The sequence below is a fragment of the Gloeobacter kilaueensis JS1 genome, from assembly GCF_000484535.1.
Taxonomy (GTDB): domain Bacteria; phylum Cyanobacteriota; class Cyanobacteriia; order Gloeobacterales; family Gloeobacteraceae; genus Gloeobacter; species Gloeobacter kilaueensis.
The window spans coordinates 2,945,639-2,964,706 of the sequence record NC_022600.1 but is presented as its reverse complement, the minus strand read 5'-3'; the positions used below and the strand labels follow the sequence as shown (position 1 = coordinate 2,964,706).

Here is a 19,068-nt window from a genome sequence, read left to right as displayed (position 1 = left end):
ATGCTCCACAGCCTGCTGCCATGATAAACAGGCGACTGGACGAGAGGCACCTGGGGCGGCAGGCTACTCGCCACGACGGGACTGTCCGGCAGCCAGCAGGGCCACCGCTGCCACCGCCGCTCCCCCCAGAGCCCACTTTGCTCCTGGGTAGCGATCGAGCCAGTCAAAGAAGCTGGGGATGGTGAGCTGGCGGTAGTCGCCTTCGGTGCGGTTGTCCCCTTCGATCGGCTCGAAAAGATTGTTGGGGGCCGATTCGCCCTCGATCTGGTCTGTGTACTGGAACTTGAAGCCGACCAGTTGCAGCAGGCGGTCGGTGAGGGCAGGTGAGAGGCGCTGCAGATAATCGAGCACTCGTCCCGCATCGCCCACGATCAATTCGCGCACGGGATGCTCGGCGGCAAAGAGGATCGCATCGGCGACAAGGCCGGGCTGGTAGAAGGGCGGCACCGAACTGGGCTTGACCCCCAGTTTGGTGAGCGCCTTGTTGTAGAAGGGCGTGTTGATCACCCCCGGCAGGATGTTGGTGACGCTCACCAGGAGGCGATCGTGCTCCAGTTCAAGTCGCAGCGAATCAAGAAAGCCCTCGATGCCGTGTTTGGAGGCGGCGTAGGCACTCTGCAGCGGCATCGATCGCCGCGCTTCGACCGAAGAGATGTGGATGAGCGCTCCGCCCTGGCGCTTGAGGTGGGGCAGGGCCGCCATCGCTCCGTAGACCTGACCGAGCAAATTGACCTGCACCACCCGCTCGAATTCCGCCGCCGTCGTTTCAAGAAAAGGCCCAATCACCGCCGTACCGGCGACCTGTACCCAGGTGTCGAGCCTGCCGTACTCGACGATTGCCCGCTCCGCCACCGCCTGGACCTCATCGATCCGAGCGGCGTCGGCGAGCTGGTAGACGGCCTGACCGCCCTGGGCGCGGATTGTCTCGACCAGGGAGACGAGGGCCGACTCGGTGCGGGCGGCGACCACCAGCTTTGCGTCTTTTTGGGCAAGGCGCAGGGCAGTCTCGCGTCCGATGCCGCTCGAAGCGCCGAAGACAACGACCACCTGCTGGGCAAGCGGCTTTAACCGTATCTGCTGCATTTTTTCCTTCTTTCGCTGTTGCCGGTGGACGTGGTTCAGGGCACCCGTTCGTCGTGATCGCCGATCACGCCGATCTTGTGGCGAAAGCTCAGCTCGCCCCCGAACCACCCGGAAGCACCGAGCAAGGCGGCGACGATCGCCGAGGCGACGATGCCAAAAGGCAGCACGGCGGCGGCTGAATCGCCCAGCCTCGCCCAGAAATTGACGACCGTGAGCCCGAGGGCGACGACGTTGAGGCTCATGTGCAGCCAACCGGCGGTGCGCGCCTGTACCCGCTTGACGCGCAAAAAATCGCTCATACCGGTCAGAGCCGCTATCAGACCGGTGATGAGACCTGCTCCGAGCAACCACAGCGAGGCGCGGGCCCAGAACGGATCGCGCGTCAGATAATAGCCCAGATCGCTGCCAAAGGCGGCGACCAGAAAAGCGATGGGAAAGGTGACGATGGCTGGATGAAGCGGATGACCGGCGATCGCTACGCTGCTTTCGACTCCCGAATCGCGATAATCGCTTTCTCGACTCTCGACGATTGGCGGGATGTTTGGATGTCTTCCCATGTGTGTCCCTTCCCGACGGCGCAATGAAAGCCTGTTTGGCCTGCGGCAAGCTTAGATCACCCTTGCAGCAGCAGTATCCCTATTTTGATAGAGTTGACCGTCTGGGGATCCAGTTGCATAGCTGGAGCGCTTATTGAAAAATTTCCGGTTATCTGTCTTTTTATCTGGGAACTTCACCCCAAAGACTGACAGCTACGATAGTGCCGCTGAATACCGTGAAGATAACGAAGTTCGCTGTTGGGCTCTCCGTTTGTGACTGCCCAGCTCAATAAGTGCTTTGAGCCTAGATCTGAGGCAAACCTCAAGCTGTTTGACAGGCTTCTGCTCTTTTCCTTAACTGACATCTAGTATCTGCAGAACTTCTATTTATATAAACTTCCTGAATCAGGAGGACATCATGACCGGACAAATGTGCTGGCTCGCTCCTATTGGCAGTGCGCATCGCAAAATTCTGCACCTGCGCACCCATCCCACCCTGCCGTGGCGGCCCTATCATCAGTGCCTCGAATTTATGCTCCCGGACTACGACATTCCTGAGGGCTCGGCGGGAATGGCCACCTTCCAGGAACTTTTGCGGGAGGGGTGGCAACTGTTGCCCAGTGCCGGACAGGCACCCCTTGCCGAATCCGCTTAGCCGCAGTTGTAACCACCGAGGTGCACTGAGGACGTCAGCAGGGAGATAGAAAGTGTCAATGGACGGCAGGTGGGGGCAATATCTGCCCATTCTCTCCAGTTGGACAGACAGCAATCATGCACTTTGGATGGATAACTCGCAGGCACCGAGCACCTACGCTGTAACTAAAGCAAGCTACATCGAGGTAAAAATGATTTCTGGACAGGACAAAGAGGGCAAGACGATCGTAGCGGATCCGCTGGATCCGGCCCATGACCGCAATGCGTTTCGCTTTGGCTTTACTCCCCAGGCTGAAATCTGGAATGGCCGTCTGGCCATGATCGGATTTATCGCCTATCTGCTGTGGGATCTGGCCGGTTACAGCGTCGTGCGCGATGTGCTCAACATCGTCGCCGGCAGCGGTTTTCCCCGCTAACCCAATCAATAACTCCAGATCAAAGCCGGTCAGACGAAGTGATCGGCTTTATTTTTGGGTTGCCCACTCCGGCAGCAACTACAGTTGATGGGTCTGCTCGGAGTCGGCAGCGCAGAGACTATTGAGGCGCTCACAAAGTTCGCCCGAGACGGTGCGGGCGATCTGGATACCACTGCTGCTCCAGCTCCAGGGCCACCCCCAGGCGAACAGGTTGCCCTCGACGACCTCGAAGTGGCCGCTGCGCTCGATCTTGCCGGGCGGGCGGCGCGAGGCGTACTCTTTGTTGTCGAGAATGGCGTTGATGGCGTCGATGAGCCATAGAGCCAGTGCCCAGGAATCGGTCCGGGCAATGGCAATGCCCGCACAGGGGAGGATCTGCGCCGTCGCACCCACGCTCACAGGCCAGCCCCGGTGAGAGGCCAGATAGACGACTTGGGACGAACGCCCTCCCAGCATGGCTCTGCCGAGCAGTTCAGGCATAGTTAAAGACTGCAGCTTCTGCAGATGAGCGAACAGGATAAGTGCCCCACGTTCAGCATAGGGGCTGCTTAAAGGCAATCGAAAAAACCGGGTCAATCGATACCGATACATGAGTGATTACACTTACCGTTGCCCTGGGCACAGTCAGTGGGTCTTGCTGAGATTGCGCACCTGCCAGAGCGCTTCGAGGGCTTCGCAGACCCACTTGGAAGAACGGGCAGACTCACTGGTTGAGCAGGTAGCGCTGGATAAAGGCAACGGTGGAGTAGAACTGAAAGTCGGCGTTCTTCTTTTTGGCAAAGCCGTGGCCCTCGTCTGTGGCCATCAGATACCAGACCGGGCTACCGCCTTGCTTGACGGTCTCGACCATCTGCTCGGATTCTTTGAGGGGCACGCGGGGGTCGTTCTTGCCCTGGACGACGAAGAGGGGCCTGGTGATCCTGGCGGCGTTGTTGGCCGGGGAGATGGCGAGCAGAAATTCGCGCATCTTGGGGTCGCGCTCGTCGCCGTACTCGACGCGGCGCAGGTCGCGGCGATAACTTTCGGTGCGCTCAAGAAAGCTCACAAAGTTGGAGATCCCCACGACATCGAGGCTGCAGCGGATGCGATCGTTGTAGCGGGTGGCGACGGCGAGGGTCATATAGCCGCCGTAGCTGCCGCCTGTAACCATCACCCGCTCCGGATCGAGGTCCGGCTGGGTTGCGATCCAGTCGAGCAGGGCTCCGATGTCTTTGACCGAATCCTCGCGCTTGAAGCCGTTGTCGAGCTGCACGAAGGTCTTGCCGTAGCCGGAGGAGCCGCGCACGTTCGGAAAGACGATGGCCACGCCCAGTTCGTCGATCAAGTAATTGTTGCGGCCCAGAAACCCTGGCCGGTACTGCGACTCCGGCCCGCCGTGGATGTTGATGATGACAGGCCGCCTGCCGGTAAATTTTGCCGGTGGCCGGTAGAGAAAGCCAGAGATCGTCCGCTTATCGAAGCTCGGCCAGTTCACCAGCTGCGGCTCAGCGAGACTGGCCGGGTTGAGCCCACCCAGCTCGCTGGTGGTCCAGCGCTCGATGCGGTCGGTGGCGATGTTCCAGGAGTAGACATCGGCGGGCGAGCGGGCGGTAGAGAGATTGAAGGCCAGCTCCTGGTTGTTGGCGCGCCAATCGAGGTTGGCGATGAGCCCGACGGGCAACTTTGGCACCGCTCGCGTCCGGCCTGTAGCCGTGTCGAGCAGGTGCAGCCTGCTGATCCCGGCCTCGTTGGTGACAAAGGCCAGGTGCCTGCCGTCCTGCGACAGCTCGAAACTCTCGACATCCCAGGGGATAGCAGCGCTCAGGGACCGGTAGCGCCTGGTGTTTAAGTCGAGATACTGCAGTTGCAAAAATTCGGAGCCCCGGTCGCTCGTGAGATACAGCCCCCGGCCATCGCCGCTGAAGCGCGCATCGCCGTAGGCAATCTTCTCAGGTAAGCCTCTGGGGGTAAGTAGCGTCCGTTCCCCGCTCGCCGCATCGAAGAGCCAGAGATAACTTTCGTTAATTGAGATTTCTTCGAGCGCCAGCAGCCGACGGTCGTCGGGCGACCAGTCGAGCGGCTGCCAGCCGCCGCCTTCGAGGTCGGTCAGCTTGCGGTCGCTGCGCGGCTCGCGGGGGTCTTCGATGTAAAGGTCGGTGTCCTTGCCGTTGCGCCGGGTCGAAGTGTAGGCAACCCGATCGCCTGCGGTGGACCAGACGCCGGGCGAATTGCGCGAGCGGCCATCCGTCAGCAACGTCACCCTGCCCGTGTCCAGGTCGTAGCGGTAATTCTGGCTAAATTCGTTGCCGCCGGTGTCTTTTGAGAAGACAAAGTAATTGCCCCTGGGACGGGGCGGGTAGGAGGCGGCCTGGACGCGGTCCGGGTAGAAGGTGAGCTGGCTTCTCGCTCCGCCCGGCATCTGGACGCGGTGGACCTGATTGGTGTCAGCAAAGCGGGTCAGAATCAAGATCTCGCGCCGGGACGGATGCCAGCTCGTCAACGTCGCTGTGCGAAATTCGGTGTAGCGGCTTACCGCCTCAGCGAGACTGGCCGGCAGCGGCGGGATGCCGTCTACGAAGAGATTTTCGTTCGGGGCAATCTCGCCCGCCGCCAGCAGCGGTGCCCCCAAAGTAACGAGCAAAAAAAGTGCAGCCGGTCCAAGCCAGTGTTTGATTCCCACAGTCAGGCGATCCAGGTACTCCTGGTATCCTCGCCCAGAGAAGGCCACTACCGCAAACGCCCGTTATTGCACCGGCTCGGGAACCTGGGCCGCCTCCCACCACGCCTGCCAATCGACAAAGGGCGAGAGGGTGTGGACGTACTGCAGGTGAATCGCCAGGCTGGGTAGCGGCGAGATGCAGGGCACCTCCCGGTAGACCCGGTTGATCGAGTTGTCCTCGCTGATCGTGGGGTCGATGCCGTAGCGGGTGAAGGCCAGGTAGTGCTCGTAGTAGCGGCGCAGGACGGCGTTGGTGATTGCAAAGGTGCCGGTGGTGTGCAGGATCGTCCGCCAGAAGCGGGTGCTGCCCAGGTAGATGTAGGACGGATAGGGAGCGAGGTAGCGGTCCGGGTAGTCGCAGGGGTGCAGGGCCAGTCCGTTGGGAAAGGACGGCTGCAACAGGTCATAGGTCTGCAGCATCTCGGTGATTGCGATCCGGTCGTGCAGGTAGTCGTCCTCACAGAAGTAAATCAAGTCCGGGCAGTGGTTGCGGGCGTACTCATAATTTTCAAGAAGCGACTGGCCATTGCCAGTCCCGGCGAGGGTCAAAAAGCGGGTCGGCACCTGGGCCGTGCCGAGCAGGGAGCGGACGCGCCGCACCGTCTGCGGGTCGGAGTGATCGTCGAGCACCGTGAGGCTGATCTCAAAAGCTCTGTACGCCTGCAGGCAGGCGTTGATCGAGAGGATGAGCGAGTGGAGGCAGCGCAGGAGGAGTTCCTGCTTGGGCACTGCGATAAAGCGGGGGCGGCCTGTGAAGGCTTCGACCCGCGCACAGGTGCGCACCAGGATGTCAAATCGCATAGTCTGAGCGGCAGAGTGCAGTTGGTCTGAGCAATCTTAGGGCAAGCGGGGGCCGGGAGCCGGTATTCTGTCCTACCTCCGGCGATTCAACTTTCAAGCAGTGCGAGCAACCGCCGGGCAACAGGCAGGGGCGCGTAGTGCGCGATCGCCCACTGGCGGCCCTGATTGGAAATCGTTTCGAGAATCTCCGGCTCGTCCATCAGCCGCTCGATCGCCGGTTGCAGGTTGTCAAAGTCGATGCCGATGTAGTGCTGCCAGTTTTGGGGCATGACCGGCAGCGCCGCGCCGTACTTTTCAAAATCGGCGTGGAAGGCGACACTACCGGCGGCGAGCGCTTCCCAGAATCGCCAGCTGTCCCACCAGTGCAACAGGGGCGTGTTGCCAATCAGGGGTGGCTGCAACAAGCCGCCAAAGCAGGCGCAGGCTGTCGAGCCCAGCAGGCGGGCGTAGTAGCGCGGGTCGTGCCGTCTGCCGGTCTGCTCCCACTGCAGGCGGTGGTCGGCTGACGCTTCGGGTGGTGCGAGCGCTTCTACCGTGGCGTCGATAGTGAGTAGCGAGCGGAGGCGCGGCAAAAACAGGCTGTTTGCCAGTTGCCGGAGCGGGTGGGTGCTGCGGTAGTTGCTGAGGACGGATCGCTTTCTGGTCTCAAACTGTGGCAGGCCGGGCAGCGCCTGCAAGATCCGGCTGGAAAGCCCGAATGCCCAGGGGACGAAGCGGGCCGGGTAGGCAAAGCGCTCGTTGCTGTGGGGGCGCAAGATCCAGTCGAAGTCGCAGATGGGCGGCTGCCAGGCGGGTGTATAGACGCCATCGGCGTGATCGACGTAGACGACCGCAAAGCGGCGGCGGGGCTGGAGCACTGCCGGGGGCAGGGTCCGACCGTAAACGGTCCAACTGTGATCGAGCACGACCACATCGCAGTCCTCCGGCTCGATGTGCGGGTCGTGGCGGAACAGGTACGCTTCGCGCCCAGGGGTCAGCGGCCAGCAGTCGATGTTGGCATAAAAAGGCTGGCCCAGTTCTTGTAGCCCTTCTGCCAGGCAAACCAGGCCGTGCTGATAGGCGGTGCGCTCCGGCGGGCCGGCTTCACAGCAGTAGAAGTAGATCTTGAGCATCTAGCGATTTTTCAGGCGGCCTACCACCTGATCGATTAAAGCGGGCCAGTCGCCGGGGACGGGCTGGCGAAACAGGCGAGCCGTGGGATACCAGGGGCTGTCCTCGCGCCCGAGCTGCCAGCGCCAGTCCGGCAGGTACGGCAGCAGGATCCAGACGGGTTTGCCCATTGCCCCAGCCAGATGGGCGACCGCCGTATCGACCGCAATGACCAAATCAAGCTGATCGATCGCCCAGGCGGTGTCGGCGAAGTCGCGAAAGTGCGAGCCCAGATCCACGATGCGTTCGCGATAAGGCTCCAGTTCACCCAACCGCTCGCCTTTATAAAGCGAGAAGAACCGGAAACCCGGCAGGGCAAGGAGCGGCTCGAAGTGGGCGAGCGGGCAGTAGCGCTTTTGATCGCCGCGAAACTGGGACTTGGGCGACCAGACGATGCCTATCCTGGCAGCTTCAACTGCCGCCAGCGTCTCCTGCAGGGCATCCGGCAGATCGTTCTGGACAGGAGGAGTGAGATAAGGCTGCTGGACGGGAACCCCATCGATCCGAGTATCGAGTAGCAGCGGCAGATCGAACTGCAGAACGTGGACATCGAAGGGCGGCAGCGCCTCGCCGTAGCCGACGAGGACATCGATGGCCGGGCAGGGCGCAAGGAGGCGCTTCAAGGCAGCGGCGCACTGGACGACAACGCTGGCCTGCATTGCCTTGAGCAGTTGGGCGTAGCGGACGAACTGGATCGCATCTCCGATACCCTGCTCGCAAAAAAGCAAAATCGTCCGGCCTGCGAGCGCAGAACCGTCCCAGCGGGGCCGATCGAAGACGGGAATCTCACCCACCAGGCCCGCAGAACGGCGGTACCACTGGTATTCCGGCCAGCCCGCCTGCCAGTCACCGCCCAATAGCAGCGCGCAGCCGAGCAGGGCGTGGGCCTGGGCATCTTCCGGATTGCAGGCGATTGCCTGCCGATAGGAGGCGATCGCCACAGGCAACTGCCCCTGCTCTAAAAGGCAACTGGCCAGGCCGACATGGGCCGTTGACCAGTCGGGCCGCAGGGCAAGCGCCCGCCCATAGCTCGCTTCCGCCTCGGCGAAGCGGCTTTGAAAGACCAGGATTCGGCCCAGGTTGTAGTGTGGGTCCGCCCAGTCGGGCTTGCAGGCGATCGCCCGCCGAAACAGGGCCGCAATGTCTTCTAGATCCACCGTTAGATCGGCTTCGAGCAGAATGGCGAGGTTGTTGCAGGCTTCGGCCAGATTCGGATCTAAAGCGAGCGAGCGCCGGTAGCTCGCGATCGCCTCCGGGCGCTGATTTTTTTGATCGAGCACCCATCCCAGCTGAAAGTGCGGCTCCGCCCAGGTAGGAGACAGAGCGATCGCCCGGCCCAGACTCGCCTCTGCCCCCGGCCAGTCCTGCAACTCGATAAGAACACTGCCCAACTGGTAATGGGCCTGGGGGAGATCCGGCTGCAGAACAAGGGCCTGGCGGTAATAGAGCACGGCCATCTGGAGGCGGCCCAGCGCCTTGAAGGCGTTGCCCAGGTTGTAGACCGCTTCCATCAGACGGGGGGCAAGGGCAAGGGCGCGCTGATAGTGTTCGACTGCCTCCGCCGCTTTGCCCTGCTGGGCGCGCAGGTTGCCCAGGTTGTTGTGGGCCTCGGCGGACTGGGGATTGACCGCAAGTGCCTGTTCGCAGCCGCGCGCTGCCTCGGACAAATGCCCCTGCGCCTGCAGGTCGCCGCTCAGTTCGAGATACAGACTTTCGAGACTGGCAAGGGTCTCAAAATCGGTTGCGGCGAGCGAGAAGGCGCGATCGGCGGCGTCGAGGGCTTCGAGGGAGCGACTCTGGTCTTTTAACAGCAGGGCGTGGGTGTAGTGATAGCTGGCGGCAGTAGGGTTAAGGGCGATCGCCCGATGAACCGCCTCAAAACCGGGGGCGGCCTCGCCCGATTCGTACAGCGCCAGACCAAGGGCAAAAAGACCGTCGGCGTGATCCGGAAGCTGGGCGAGCAGTTGTCGATACAGAGCAATTGCCTGGGGCAGTTGCCCGGCCTGGTGGTGCTGCAGGGCGGCCTGGTAGGTTTCGACGGCGGACACAGGATCTTTTAATCCGGACGGCTGGATCTTAGCGGGCCGACCGGCACTCCGCCTGTCGTGCGCCATACCTGGAGCTATCGGGTTGGTTTGTAAGCAAGCTTGAGCATCGACAACCGCAACTCCTGAGCCGTCAAATCGCGCCACTGGCCAGGAACGAGGTCGCCTAGAAACAACTGACCGACGGCGACGCGCACCAGGCGCAAGGTCGGATGGCCCACTGCCGCTGTCATCCGCCGCACCTGCCGGTTGCGGCCCTCGGTGAGGGTGAGGCTCAGCCAGCTTGTCGGAATATGGGCCCGGTAGCGGATCGCAACGGATCGCTCCGGCAAAGAAGGTGGAGCGATCCCATCGACCTGGGCCGGGCGGGTGCGCACCCGATCTAGCTCGACACCGATCCTCAGCCGCTCAAGGGCTGCCGCCTCCGGAACGCCCTCCACCTGTGCCCAGTAGGTGCGCGGATGGCCGTAGCGCGGGTCGGTGAGGCGGTGGGCAAAAGCACCGTCGTCGCTCAGCAACAGCAAGCCTTCGCTGTCGCGGTCGAGACGGCCCACCGGGTAGACATCTGGGACATCGATGAAGTGCTTGAGCGTCGGACGTCCCTGGCTGTCGCTGAACTGGGTGAGAACGCCGTAGGGCTTGTAGAAGCAGATGTAGCGCAGATGTGGTCCTCCCGGTGATGTGCGAAACATTCTCAATTCTAGAAAAGGATCGGTCCGATACTTCCAGTGCGCAGACGGCTGGTACTCTATGGGGAACAGTAGAGATTGCATCGCCATTTTCACCCCCAAAACAGGGGAGGCGACCTGCTCTCTACAGTGTGATCAAAGGAGTGAACGGACCATGAGACAACCGATTCCACTGTGTGGAGCCCTCTGCGGGGCCATGCTCGTACCGGCGCTTGTCGCTCACCCGGCAGCACTGGCAAAACCGACAGGCACCCTCGCCGCCGCCAACAGCCAGACACTGCCGCTGGAGAGTGCAAAGGAATTGCTCCAGCGCGACCGGGGCCGGGCAGAAGATCTGGTGCCCCCCCCGCCGCTCTGGAACTGGAGTAAGCCGGTAACTGCTCAGCAGGTCAGCCAGGCCGCTCCGGCAGCCCAACCGGCAGCCCAACCCGCTCCGACCACGGCGGCGGAGCCCGGCGAAGAAGGGGACATTCTCGATGAAGTGTCGGTGACGGCGACCCGCCGCCCGACCCGCCAGCGCGATACGACCGCCACCACCTACGCCGTCAAAAAAGAAGACTTTAAGGCCCAGGGCGCAGTGACCGCCACCGATGCGCTGCAGTTGATTCCGGGTTTTGTCGGCCAGCCCTCGCTGGGCGGGGTGCGCAACGCCGGCGGTAACTTTTTGCGCGGCTTCGATGACCAGCGCTTCCAGGTACTGAGAGACGGCTTTAACATCACCTATCCCCAGAATGGCCGCAGTGCTCTCTCCCAAATTTCCGTCGATGATCTCGAGCGCATCGAGGTCGTGACCGGCGGGGCGACGCTGCGCTACGGCGCGGGCTCGGTGGGTGGCGTCATCAACTTGATCACCGAAACACCCAAGGGACCACCCAAATTTCTCCTCGAATACCAGGCGGGCAGCTACGGCTTTACCCGTTACCTGGGCAAGTACGGCGGCGGCGACGACACGTTTAGCTACAACCTGGTCTTCTCCAGCGTCGTCGCCTTCAACAACTACCCTTTCAAGATCACTGTCCCAAACACCACCCAGTTCTACGGACCGTCTTCTAATGCCAACTCCAAACCGCCCCAGAACGCGATCGACGCCGGTACGCTGCCGGGTACGACGACACCGGGCGTCTATCCGAACGCCCAGTTCGATCCCAACACCGGCGCTTTTCTTTCCGGCAACTCCAACAACATCGCCGGGCCCGGCAACAACGACCCGGACAACACTGGCCCCATCGACCTCTACGGCTACTTGAAGCCCACCGTCGGGCCGCCTGTTACCGTCCAGGGCATCCAGGATTCGGCCTACAACGCCGCCGACAGCTACACCGGCAAATTTACCTGGAAACCGGACCCGATCAACAAGATCACCCTGAGAGCCAACGCCCGCAACAACCGCTTCGACGATCAGGGACCGGGGGCCAACTACTTCAACCTCTGCATTGCCGGGGCAACCGCCGCCCCCGACGGCAACGGCACCACCGCCGGGGACCGCTTCTTTCCCCTCGACCGCAACGGGCGGGAGACAAGCTGTCCGGGCCTGCTCGCTATCGGCACCGCCACCACCCAGTTTCAGTTCGGCCTGCCCTTCGCCTTCAACACCAGCTACAACGGCAAGACGGTCTTTCCCACGGGCAACCCGTACCCGGCAGCCGAAGGAGCGCTGGCGAATATTCTGTTCTTTACCCGCCGCTCGACCAGCAACGTCGAGGTCACGCTCAACTGGGACGCCGACCTGACGCCCACCACCAGCCTCAACAGCTACGTCGCCTTCAACCGCCAGGTCTTCCAGACCTCGCGCCCGACGCCCTATTTCTACAACACCAACCTCCTGGGTGGTCTGGCGGTCAACGGTCCGACGGCGAGCGGCATCGGCGAAATTGCCTTTGCAGGCACGACCCAGCCCTACTCCGACGGCAACAAGTTCGAGGCCCAGACGGCGATCAACACCCAGCTCTCGCCAGGACAGACGCTATCTTTTGGCGTCAACTTCATCGAGGACCGGGTCTACCAGCAGCAGGGCCGGGGCCGATCGTTCTTCGATCGGGCCATCGCCCGCACGTCGCTGTTTCTGGTCGATGACATCAGCTTCAGCGATCTGGTCAAAGCGAACGTGGGCCTGCGCTACACGAGCAGCTCCCAGTTCGGCGAGGTGGTCACTCCAGGCGCGGGCCTGCGGGTGACGCCTTTTCCGTGGCTGTCGTTTCGCGGCAACTGGTCGCAGGTCTTTAACGCGCCCAACATCGCCGACCTGTACGTGATTTCAGGCATCTTTATCGACAACCCGAACCTGCGGCCCGAGACCGGCATCACCTACGACTTTGGCGCTGACTTTACCCCGGCTCCCAATCTCGGCTTTAAGGTGACCTACTTCAACACCTACCTCAACAACACCTTCACGGCGATTACCTTCGTCAATCCGGACGTCAACAACCCCGATTCGCCGACGTTCCAATCGGGCATCGTCCAGCAGATCCAGAACATCGCCGGTCGCCGCGCTTCGGGCATCGAGGTCGAAGGCAACTGGCAAATTAACGACCAATTGCGCCTGCGGGTCGCCTACACCAACACCGACGCCCGCAACTTCGGCCTCAACGATTCGATCGTCAACGGCAGCTTCTTCTACCAGTATCAAGATCCGAGCATTCCCTTCAACAACCTCGTTGCGACTTTGACCTACCTCAACAAGGGCCTGCTCGTCTCGCTGGTGGGCCGCTACGACAGCGGCAAGCGCCGTCCCGGCACCGATACCTTCGTCGGTGCCTGGGGAACGCTCGATCTGGCGGTGGAGTTGCCAGTTACCCCCAACTTCACGATCCTGGGCAACGTCTTCAACATCACCGACACCCAGTACGAGTTCTTCCCCGGCAACCCGGCCCCCGGCACCACCTTCCGCGTCGGCGCACGGGTTGAACTGGGCGGCTAAATGGACCTGGCCCCCTCATCCCTCACCCCCAGCCCCTCTCCCACAAGGGGAGAGGGGACGATGACAAGTCTGCAACTGACTTCACTTAACCCCTCTGCAGCCCAGTTACAGTGAACCCCCCCTCTCCTCCTCTGCCCGGCGGGGCAGGGGAGGAGAGCGGGGGGCAGGGGGGGTGAGGAGGGGTGGGGAACGGTTTTAGCAAATACCCAAACAAATCAACCAGCAAATGACCAGCACCGCAGGAGGACAACAGCGCTCCTGCCAGACCACGCTATAATTCCCGAGACTTCCCTTACAGGTGAAACCCTTGAACCGGTTGCTCTGGGGTACGGCTCTGACTCTGCTCGTCGGATTGGCCCAGCCGGGCTGGGCACAGCTTGCCCGCAGCGGCTCGCAGGTTCTCACCGACGAGCCGACCGGCACCGCCCAGGATCTCAAGGGCCTGCAAAAGCAGAGCACCGACAGTTCGCTGCTGCTCAACGACAACAGCAACCAGAGCCTGGAGCAACTGCTGCAGCGCAAGGTCGAAAAAGCCCAGATCTTTGTGCGCTCGCCCATCGAAGCGATCGATCAGCGCACCTACGGTCTTGTTACCGCTGCCCACCTGCGCGACGGCGAATTGATGCAGACGCAACTGGTGCGCATCTATCGGCCCGAAAAGGCGGTCAACGACGATCTAATCACCAACCAGTCCACCGAGTACGTCTGGGGACTGAATAACGACATCGAACTGACGCTCGACCTGCAGGGGGCGAACGGTTCGGTGCCCGGCGTGCAGGGGCCCTACGTCGTCCAGCGCCGCTTTGGCATCAACAATGGCAACATCTTTCAGGACATCACCGCCCTCGGCAAGTTTCGGCTTGGCGATCTGTTGGGAGGCAAATCGAGCGTCGTCGTCGGCCTCACCTTCAGCCGACCGTCCTTTACCTTCACCGGTCTGCCGGGGACGAACCTGCCCACGATTGGCCGTCCTCAAGATGCGATTCAACTGATTCCTTCTCTTGAACTGCCGATCACCTACAAGGCTTACGACGATCGCTACGCCTTTACGATCTCGCCTCGGCTCGCGTATTTTCCAGGCGAAAGTGCGATCTACACCCCCGTCAATCCCGGTGTCAGCACCCGCTTTGGTCTCACCGCCGGTATCGGCTTTGGCGGTGCCTTTCGGATCTCGCCGCGCTTCCAGATTCGTGGCGATGCGACCTTCATCCTGGCAGGTTACAACACCGTCGATCGCAACAGCGGCCTGCCCACCAAAAAGCTCGTCTACAACGCCGGATTGCGCTATCTGGTCAACCCGCGCCTGGCCATCGATATCTTCGCGAGCAACGCCTACGCCAACTCCGGCGCGCCGTCGTTCACCGCCATCGATAGTTACACGGCGATCGGCGTCGGCCTCACCTTTACCCAGGACCGGCTGCTGTACTTCTTAGATCTGCCCGTCAACCGCCAGTTTGCCGACACCTTCGAGCCGGGGGTGCCGCCGGAGGTGCGCCGCCTCTATATTCCGGCGAGCTTCGATCTGCTCGACGGCAGCACCGTGAGCCAGGGCACCAACCAGGTTCGATTGGTGGCAAGCACCGGTACCTTCGCTGCCGCCTTTCGCGCCGGAACCCTCAACGACTTTGAAGCGGGTTTTTATGGCGATTTTGCCCCGGCGGGCCCGGACGAGTCCGACGGCGGCCTCAGTACCAAGATTCGTTTTTTGCACCAGCCGAGCGGCGATCCGTTTACTTTAAGCGGCGTCTTTACGATCGGGCGCACCTCCAGCCGCGCCTGTAACTTCATCAACGGCACCCGCAACGGATTGGAGCAGGCGATCAACGGACAACCGACGCTCTGCCCGCCGGTCCCTGGGCAGACCCCCGCCGGAGACCGGGGGCCGATTCCGCCCAACTTGATCGGTCTTGCCACCGAAAATATCGGTGAACTGTTTGTCATCTCCCTTTCTTTTCCGACCCAGTACACGTTGCCTGCCGGTCACAGCCTCTGGGTGAACCCAAAAGTCGTCTACCTCCAGCGCGGCGGCGACCGCTCTCCCCTGATTGGGGCCAGCTTCGGCGGTTCGCTGCGCGTCTTTCCTGGCCTTGATCTCATCGCCCAGGTGACGCCTGTCTTTCGCGGCGAGAACGCTTTTGTGGGCGACAGCCTGGCCCAACTGATGCCCTGGCAGGCGGGGGTGCGCTTTGCGCCGGGCCTCGGCGGGCTGTCGTTCGATCTGTTTGCCACCAACGCCCTCGGACTGTCGCCCTACCAGAGCCTCAGGGTGCGCGCCGACAACGCCGTGTCGGTCGGTCTCGGACTGCAACTGGGTTTTTGAGGGGACCAAATTCTCAATTGGCAGCGGCGATCGCAAGATCTGCTTGATATTTTGTTAAACTTCCTCAAGAGTAAACCTGACAAAGGGTGTGCGGAGTGAGCCGTTGGAAGGGATTTCTCCTGGCGCTCTGGCTGTGGTGGTCGTCGGCCCCCCTGGCGTTTGCCGCCCAGGCGACGCCGCTGGTCGTCGTCAAGCCCCCAGATCCAGGCATGTGGGACACGCTGAAGGGCCGCATCGAGCGGCTTAACCTGCGCTATCGCGTTCTGTCCCTCGACGATCTCAAGCCGGACAACCTGGGTGAGGCAAAGGTTGTGTTTTTGCCGAACCTGACAACGCTCACGATCGAGCAGGTGACGGGCCTCCAGCAGTGGGTAGAAGCAGGTGGGCGGCTGATTGTGAGTGGGCCTGTCGGGGCCGACTCGCCCCCGGAGGTGCGCGACGCGCTCAAGCAATTGCTCGGGTCTTACTGGTTGCAACCCCTTGCCGCACCCGCCCATACCCAGGTGCAATTGAGCCAGCCCTGGGCCAAACTGGGCAATACCGTGAGCACTGTGCAGGGGGGCGTGCTTATCCGAAGCGAGGATAGCCCCGCCAGCGTCGCCGCCAACTGGGACGACAGCAGCGGTGCCCCGGCAGTATTGATCACCGACGAAACCACCTACCTGGGCTGGCAGTGGGGGCTCACTTCGCCAACTTTTGATCGCGACTGGTTGGCGGCGGCGGTCGAGCGCTTTTTACCCGGCAGCATTGGCAAGGGCTTCAAGCTGGCCCCGGTCGAGGTGACGGCGATGACCAAAGAACTCGAAGGGGTTTTAGGCCGCGTCGAAAGTGCTCTGCTTACCAGTGACGCCCGCTCCAAGGGCGCAGAACAATTTCCAGCGGCCTACCGGGTGGCGATTGCCCGCGCCGAGCAGACGCTAAAAGATCTGCCGGCCCTTCTGCGCGACGGCCAGGACAGCCAGGCGCGCTCACTCTGGGAAGATGCGATCGAAGATCTCTGGTCGCACTATCCGACCTCACAAAAAGCGGCTCTGCCGGAGGTGCGGGCGATCTGGCTCGATCGCGGCACGATCGTGCGGGCGGGTTCCGAGGAGGGTCTCAAAAAGATCTTTGACCGCCTCGCCCAATCGGGGGTCAACACTGTCTTCTTCGAGACGGTCAACGCCGGTTTTACGATCTACCCGAGCAGCATTGCCCCGGCCCAGAACCCACTCACCCTGGGCTGGGATCCGCTGGCCGCCGCCGTCAAGCTCGCCCACGAGCGCAAACTCGAACTGCACGCCTGGATCTGGACTTTTGCTACCGGCAACACCCGCCACAACGTGCTCATCAACCGGCCCCAGGACTATCCCGGTCCGGTATTGGCCGCCCACCCCGATTGGGCCCAGACCAACCGCAAAGGTAGCCTTCGCCCGGCAAGCCAGCCCGAGTACTGGCTCGATCCGGCCAACCCGGAAGTGCGCGCCTACTTGATCAGCCTTTTGCAGGAGATCGTGACCCGCTACGACGTGGATGGCGTCCAGTTCGACTACATCCGCTATCCCCTGCAGCGCACGGCGGGCCAGTTCTTTGGCTACGGGCGGGCGGCGCGCAGCCAGTTTACCCAACTGGTGGGCGTCGATCCGATCGAGATCAGTCCCGAAGAAAGCTCGCTCTGGTCGCTCTGGCAGCGCTTCAAGACCGAGCAGGTGAGCAACTTTGTCGCCCAGGCTTCCGAATCGCTGCGCCGCCTCAAGCCCCAGATCATCCTCTCAGCGGCGGTTTTTCCCCAGCCCCCCGGCGAACGGTTGCGCCAACTGCAGCAGGACTGGGAAAGCTGGTCCACCCAGGGGACGATCGACCTGCTGGTACCGATGACCTACGCCCTCAACACCCGCCGCCTCCAGCAACTGGTCGAACCCGCCGTCACCGAACTGAAGCAGGCACCGGTGCTCATCCTGCCCAGCCTCAACTTGATGTCGCTGCCCCAGGTCCAGTTGCGCGACCAGCTCCAGGCGGTGCGCGACCTGCCCTCCGGCGGTTACTCGCTCTTTGCTGCCGCCCACCTCGAAGACAACCAGCAGGAGATGCTCGCCAACTCCTCCTCCGCTTCCCAGCTCATTCCGTTTCGCGACCCGATCTCGACGGCGATCGAGCGCTTTGGGGCGCTCAAAAAAGAGTGGGACTTTTTAGTCGAACAAAAGCAGATCTGGGTCGGCGACTACACCCTCGCCGACTGGCGTGCCCAGGTAAGCCGCACCCAGGCCGCCCTCGATGTGCTCACCAGACAACCGACCACCGGCTGGTTGCGCACCGCCCGCGAGCAGGTTGCCCGCACCCGCGACGGCTTAAATAACTGGCTGGGCTACGAAAAAACCCTGCGTCCCTACCGCGTCCAGACCTGGCAGAACCGGCTCGACTCGCTCGATACGCTGTTGCGCTACGCCGAAGCGCGCCTGGAGCGTCAGATGCGCTCCGCCTCGACTACGAGCGGTTCTTAGTCTCGGCGACGGCCCAGGCAAGAAAACGCTCGGTGTAGTAGAGCGCAAGCTGGTTGCTCGGTCCTGAGAAGACCGCATCGAAGCTGTGGCCAGCCCAGGGAATGACAAGTAGCGCCACCTGGGTGCCGGAGGCGCGCAGGCTTTGCGCCAATCTGCGGGCAAATTTTGCCTCTACGATGTTGTCGCGCTCGCCGTAGACCAGCAGGGTCGGCGGCTGGGGACGGTCGGTGTAGCTGCCCGGTGAGGCGAGGCGGTAGCGCTCGCTCTGCGCTGCCGGCGGCCCTCCAAGATAAGCTTCCAGCACCGAGCGCGTATCGATCGGATCGGGGCGGGGCGGATCGGCGTAGCCGTCGGCCAGGTAGATCGGGCCGTAGTAGCTCACCACCGCCCGCACCGGCAGCAGACCCGGTGTGTAAGCGGCGAGCATCGCCAGTTGCGCCCCCGCCGAGCGGCCCAATAGAGCAACCCGTCCCAGATCCGCTCCGTACTCAGCTCCCCGCTGCCGGATAAAGGCCAGGGCCGCCCGCACGTCCTCGATCTGGGCCGGAAAGCGCCAGGCCGGAGCGTGGCGGTAGTCGATGGCAAAGACCGCCCAGCCGCGCGAAGCCAGGTAGCGGCTCAACTGCGCATCCTGGCCGGGATCGCCCCGCTGCCAGGCACCGCCGTAGATAACCACCAGCGCCGGGTGCGGTCCTGGGGCGGGCGGACGGTAGATATCGACGCGCAGGGGAACAGGCGTGCGCGCAAGCTGGACGCTCGTCACCGGCACCGGCAGGTCGGCTATGCCTCTGAAGCTGTCGATGAGCGAGAAGGGAGCGGAGCGCATCCGGGCTCGGACCTGCGGCGCAATCCGGGCTTCGTAATCTGGCCCAAAAGCTGCCGCCATCGCCGCTGAAAACTGCTTCTGGGCGGCTGGCAGTTGTAATAGCGGCAGGGCACTCAGGGCAAGACCCCCACAGGCCAGCACCAGCGCGACCTGATGCGGCCGGGAGTGCTGAAAGCCCAGGACTGCAAGCCCGAGCACCACAAGATTCCAGAGCATCAGCCAGGGGCTCACCTCCGCCGCACCGATGCTGAGGGTGAGCAGGGCAAAGACCGGAGCGGGCAATACAATCCAGAGGCTGAGCCCCAGACCAGCGGCAGCCAGCAATAGCAGGACAACAGAGAGCACCATCGGCTGTCGTTCAAGACTCAGACTCTGGTATCATCTCGCGAAGCGTCGCCGCTCACCAGACCAGTGGCTGCCCAATCGTTGCTCACCGGGCGCGATACTGGGGGGG

General features: G+C 62.5%; 14 protein-coding genes. 5 read left to right on the top strand and 9 right to left on the bottom strand.

Annotation, left to right across the window (positions count from 1 at the left end; all coding sequences use genetic code 11):
* Window positions 1-63 precede the first annotated feature (63 nt).
* Together GKIL_RS13740 and GKIL_RS13735 are read right to left on the bottom strand one after the other, a co-directional pair.
* Window positions 64-1,074, bottom strand: a complete 1,011-nt coding sequence (locus GKIL_RS13740; protein WP_041244777.1) for an SDR family oxidoreductase — start codon at window positions 1,072-1,074, stop codon at window positions 64-66.
* Between the two features lie 44 nt (window positions 1,075-1,118).
* Window positions 1,119-1,640: a DUF2231 domain-containing protein gene (locus GKIL_RS13735; protein WP_023174268.1), complete on the bottom strand. Its 522-nt coding sequence runs from the start codon at window positions 1,638-1,640 to the stop codon at window positions 1,119-1,121.
* 397 nt (window positions 1,641-2,037) lie between these two features.
* On the opposite strand from GKIL_RS13735, the gene GKIL_RS13730 reads away from it, so the two are divergent.
* The gene (locus GKIL_RS13730; RefSeq protein WP_023174267.1) at window positions 2,038-2,274 is read left to right on the top strand and encodes a hypothetical protein; all 237 of its coding nucleotides are present in this window, start codon (window positions 2,038-2,040) and stop codon (window positions 2,272-2,274) included.
* Window positions 2,275-2,464: 190 nt separating this feature from the next.
* A complete protein-coding gene (locus GKIL_RS25925; RefSeq protein WP_051382951.1) occupies window positions 2,465-2,689 on the top strand; it encodes a chlorophyll a/b-binding protein in 225 nt (74 codons plus the stop codon).
* A gap of 78 nt (window positions 2,690-2,767) precedes the next feature.
* On the opposite strand, the gene GKIL_RS13720 is transcribed toward GKIL_RS25925, so the two are convergent.
* The 6 genes from GKIL_RS13720 to GKIL_RS13695 all read right to left on the bottom strand — a co-directional run bounded on the left by GKIL_RS13720 (window position 2,768) and on the right by GKIL_RS13695 (window position 10,074).
* Complete coding sequence (locus GKIL_RS13720; RefSeq protein WP_023174264.1) at window positions 2,768-3,169, bottom strand: hypothetical protein; 402 nt, start codon at window positions 3,167-3,169, stop codon at window positions 2,768-2,770.
* Window positions 3,170-3,392: 223 nt separating this feature from the next.
* Window positions 3,393-5,297 carry a S9 family peptidase gene (locus tag GKIL_RS13715; RefSeq protein WP_420841403.1) on the bottom strand — a complete coding sequence of 635 codons (1,905 nt, stop codon included), beginning with the start codon at window positions 5,295-5,297 and terminating at the stop codon, window positions 3,393-3,395.
* 114 nt (window positions 5,298-5,411) lie between these two features.
* Window positions 5,412-6,188, bottom strand: coding sequence for a rhamnosyltransferase (locus GKIL_RS13710; protein ID WP_023174262.1), 777 nt, complete (start codon window positions 6,186-6,188; stop codon window positions 5,412-5,414).
* Window positions 6,189-6,274: 86 nt separating this feature from the next.
* A complete protein-coding gene (locus GKIL_RS13705) occupies window positions 6,275-7,300 on the bottom strand; it encodes a glycosyltransferase (RefSeq protein ID WP_023174261.1) in 1,026 nt (341 codons plus the stop codon).
* Window positions 7,301-9,451, bottom strand: a complete 2,151-nt coding sequence (locus tag GKIL_RS13700) for a tetratricopeptide repeat protein (RefSeq protein WP_023174260.1) — start codon at window positions 9,449-9,451, stop codon at window positions 7,301-7,303.
* An 8-nt stretch (window positions 9,452-9,459) separates the two neighbouring features.
* A complete protein-coding gene (locus tag GKIL_RS13695) occupies window positions 9,460-10,074 on the bottom strand; it encodes a pseudouridine synthase (protein WP_041243948.1) in 615 nt (204 codons plus the stop codon).
* A 151-nt stretch (window positions 10,075-10,225) separates the two neighbouring features.
* Between GKIL_RS13695 and GKIL_RS13690 the strand changes: the two genes are divergently transcribed.
* From GKIL_RS13690 to GKIL_RS13680, 3 genes are all read left to right on the top strand, one after another.
* Entirely contained in the window at window positions 10,226-12,988 is a 2,763-nt protein-coding gene (locus tag GKIL_RS13690) for a TonB-dependent receptor (protein ID WP_023174258.1), read from the top strand.
* Window positions 12,989-13,295: 307 nt separating this feature from the next.
* Window positions 13,296-15,308, top strand: a complete 2,013-nt coding sequence (locus tag GKIL_RS13685) for a hypothetical protein (RefSeq protein ID WP_041243946.1) — start codon at window positions 13,296-13,298, stop codon at window positions 15,306-15,308.
* A 95-nt stretch (window positions 15,309-15,403) separates the two neighbouring features.
* Entirely contained in the window at window positions 15,404-17,788 is a 2,385-nt protein-coding gene (locus tag GKIL_RS13680; protein ID WP_023174256.1) for a family 10 glycosylhydrolase, read from the top strand.
* On the opposite strand, the gene GKIL_RS13675 is transcribed toward GKIL_RS13680, so the two are convergent.
* Window positions 17,772-18,962: an alpha/beta hydrolase gene (locus tag GKIL_RS13675; protein ID WP_023174255.1), complete on the bottom strand. Its 1,191-nt coding sequence runs from the start codon at window positions 18,960-18,962 to the stop codon at window positions 17,772-17,774. The two genes, GKIL_RS13680 and GKIL_RS13675, sit on opposite strands and share 17 nt — an antisense overlap.
* Between the last annotated feature and the right edge of the window lie 106 nt (window positions 18,963-19,068).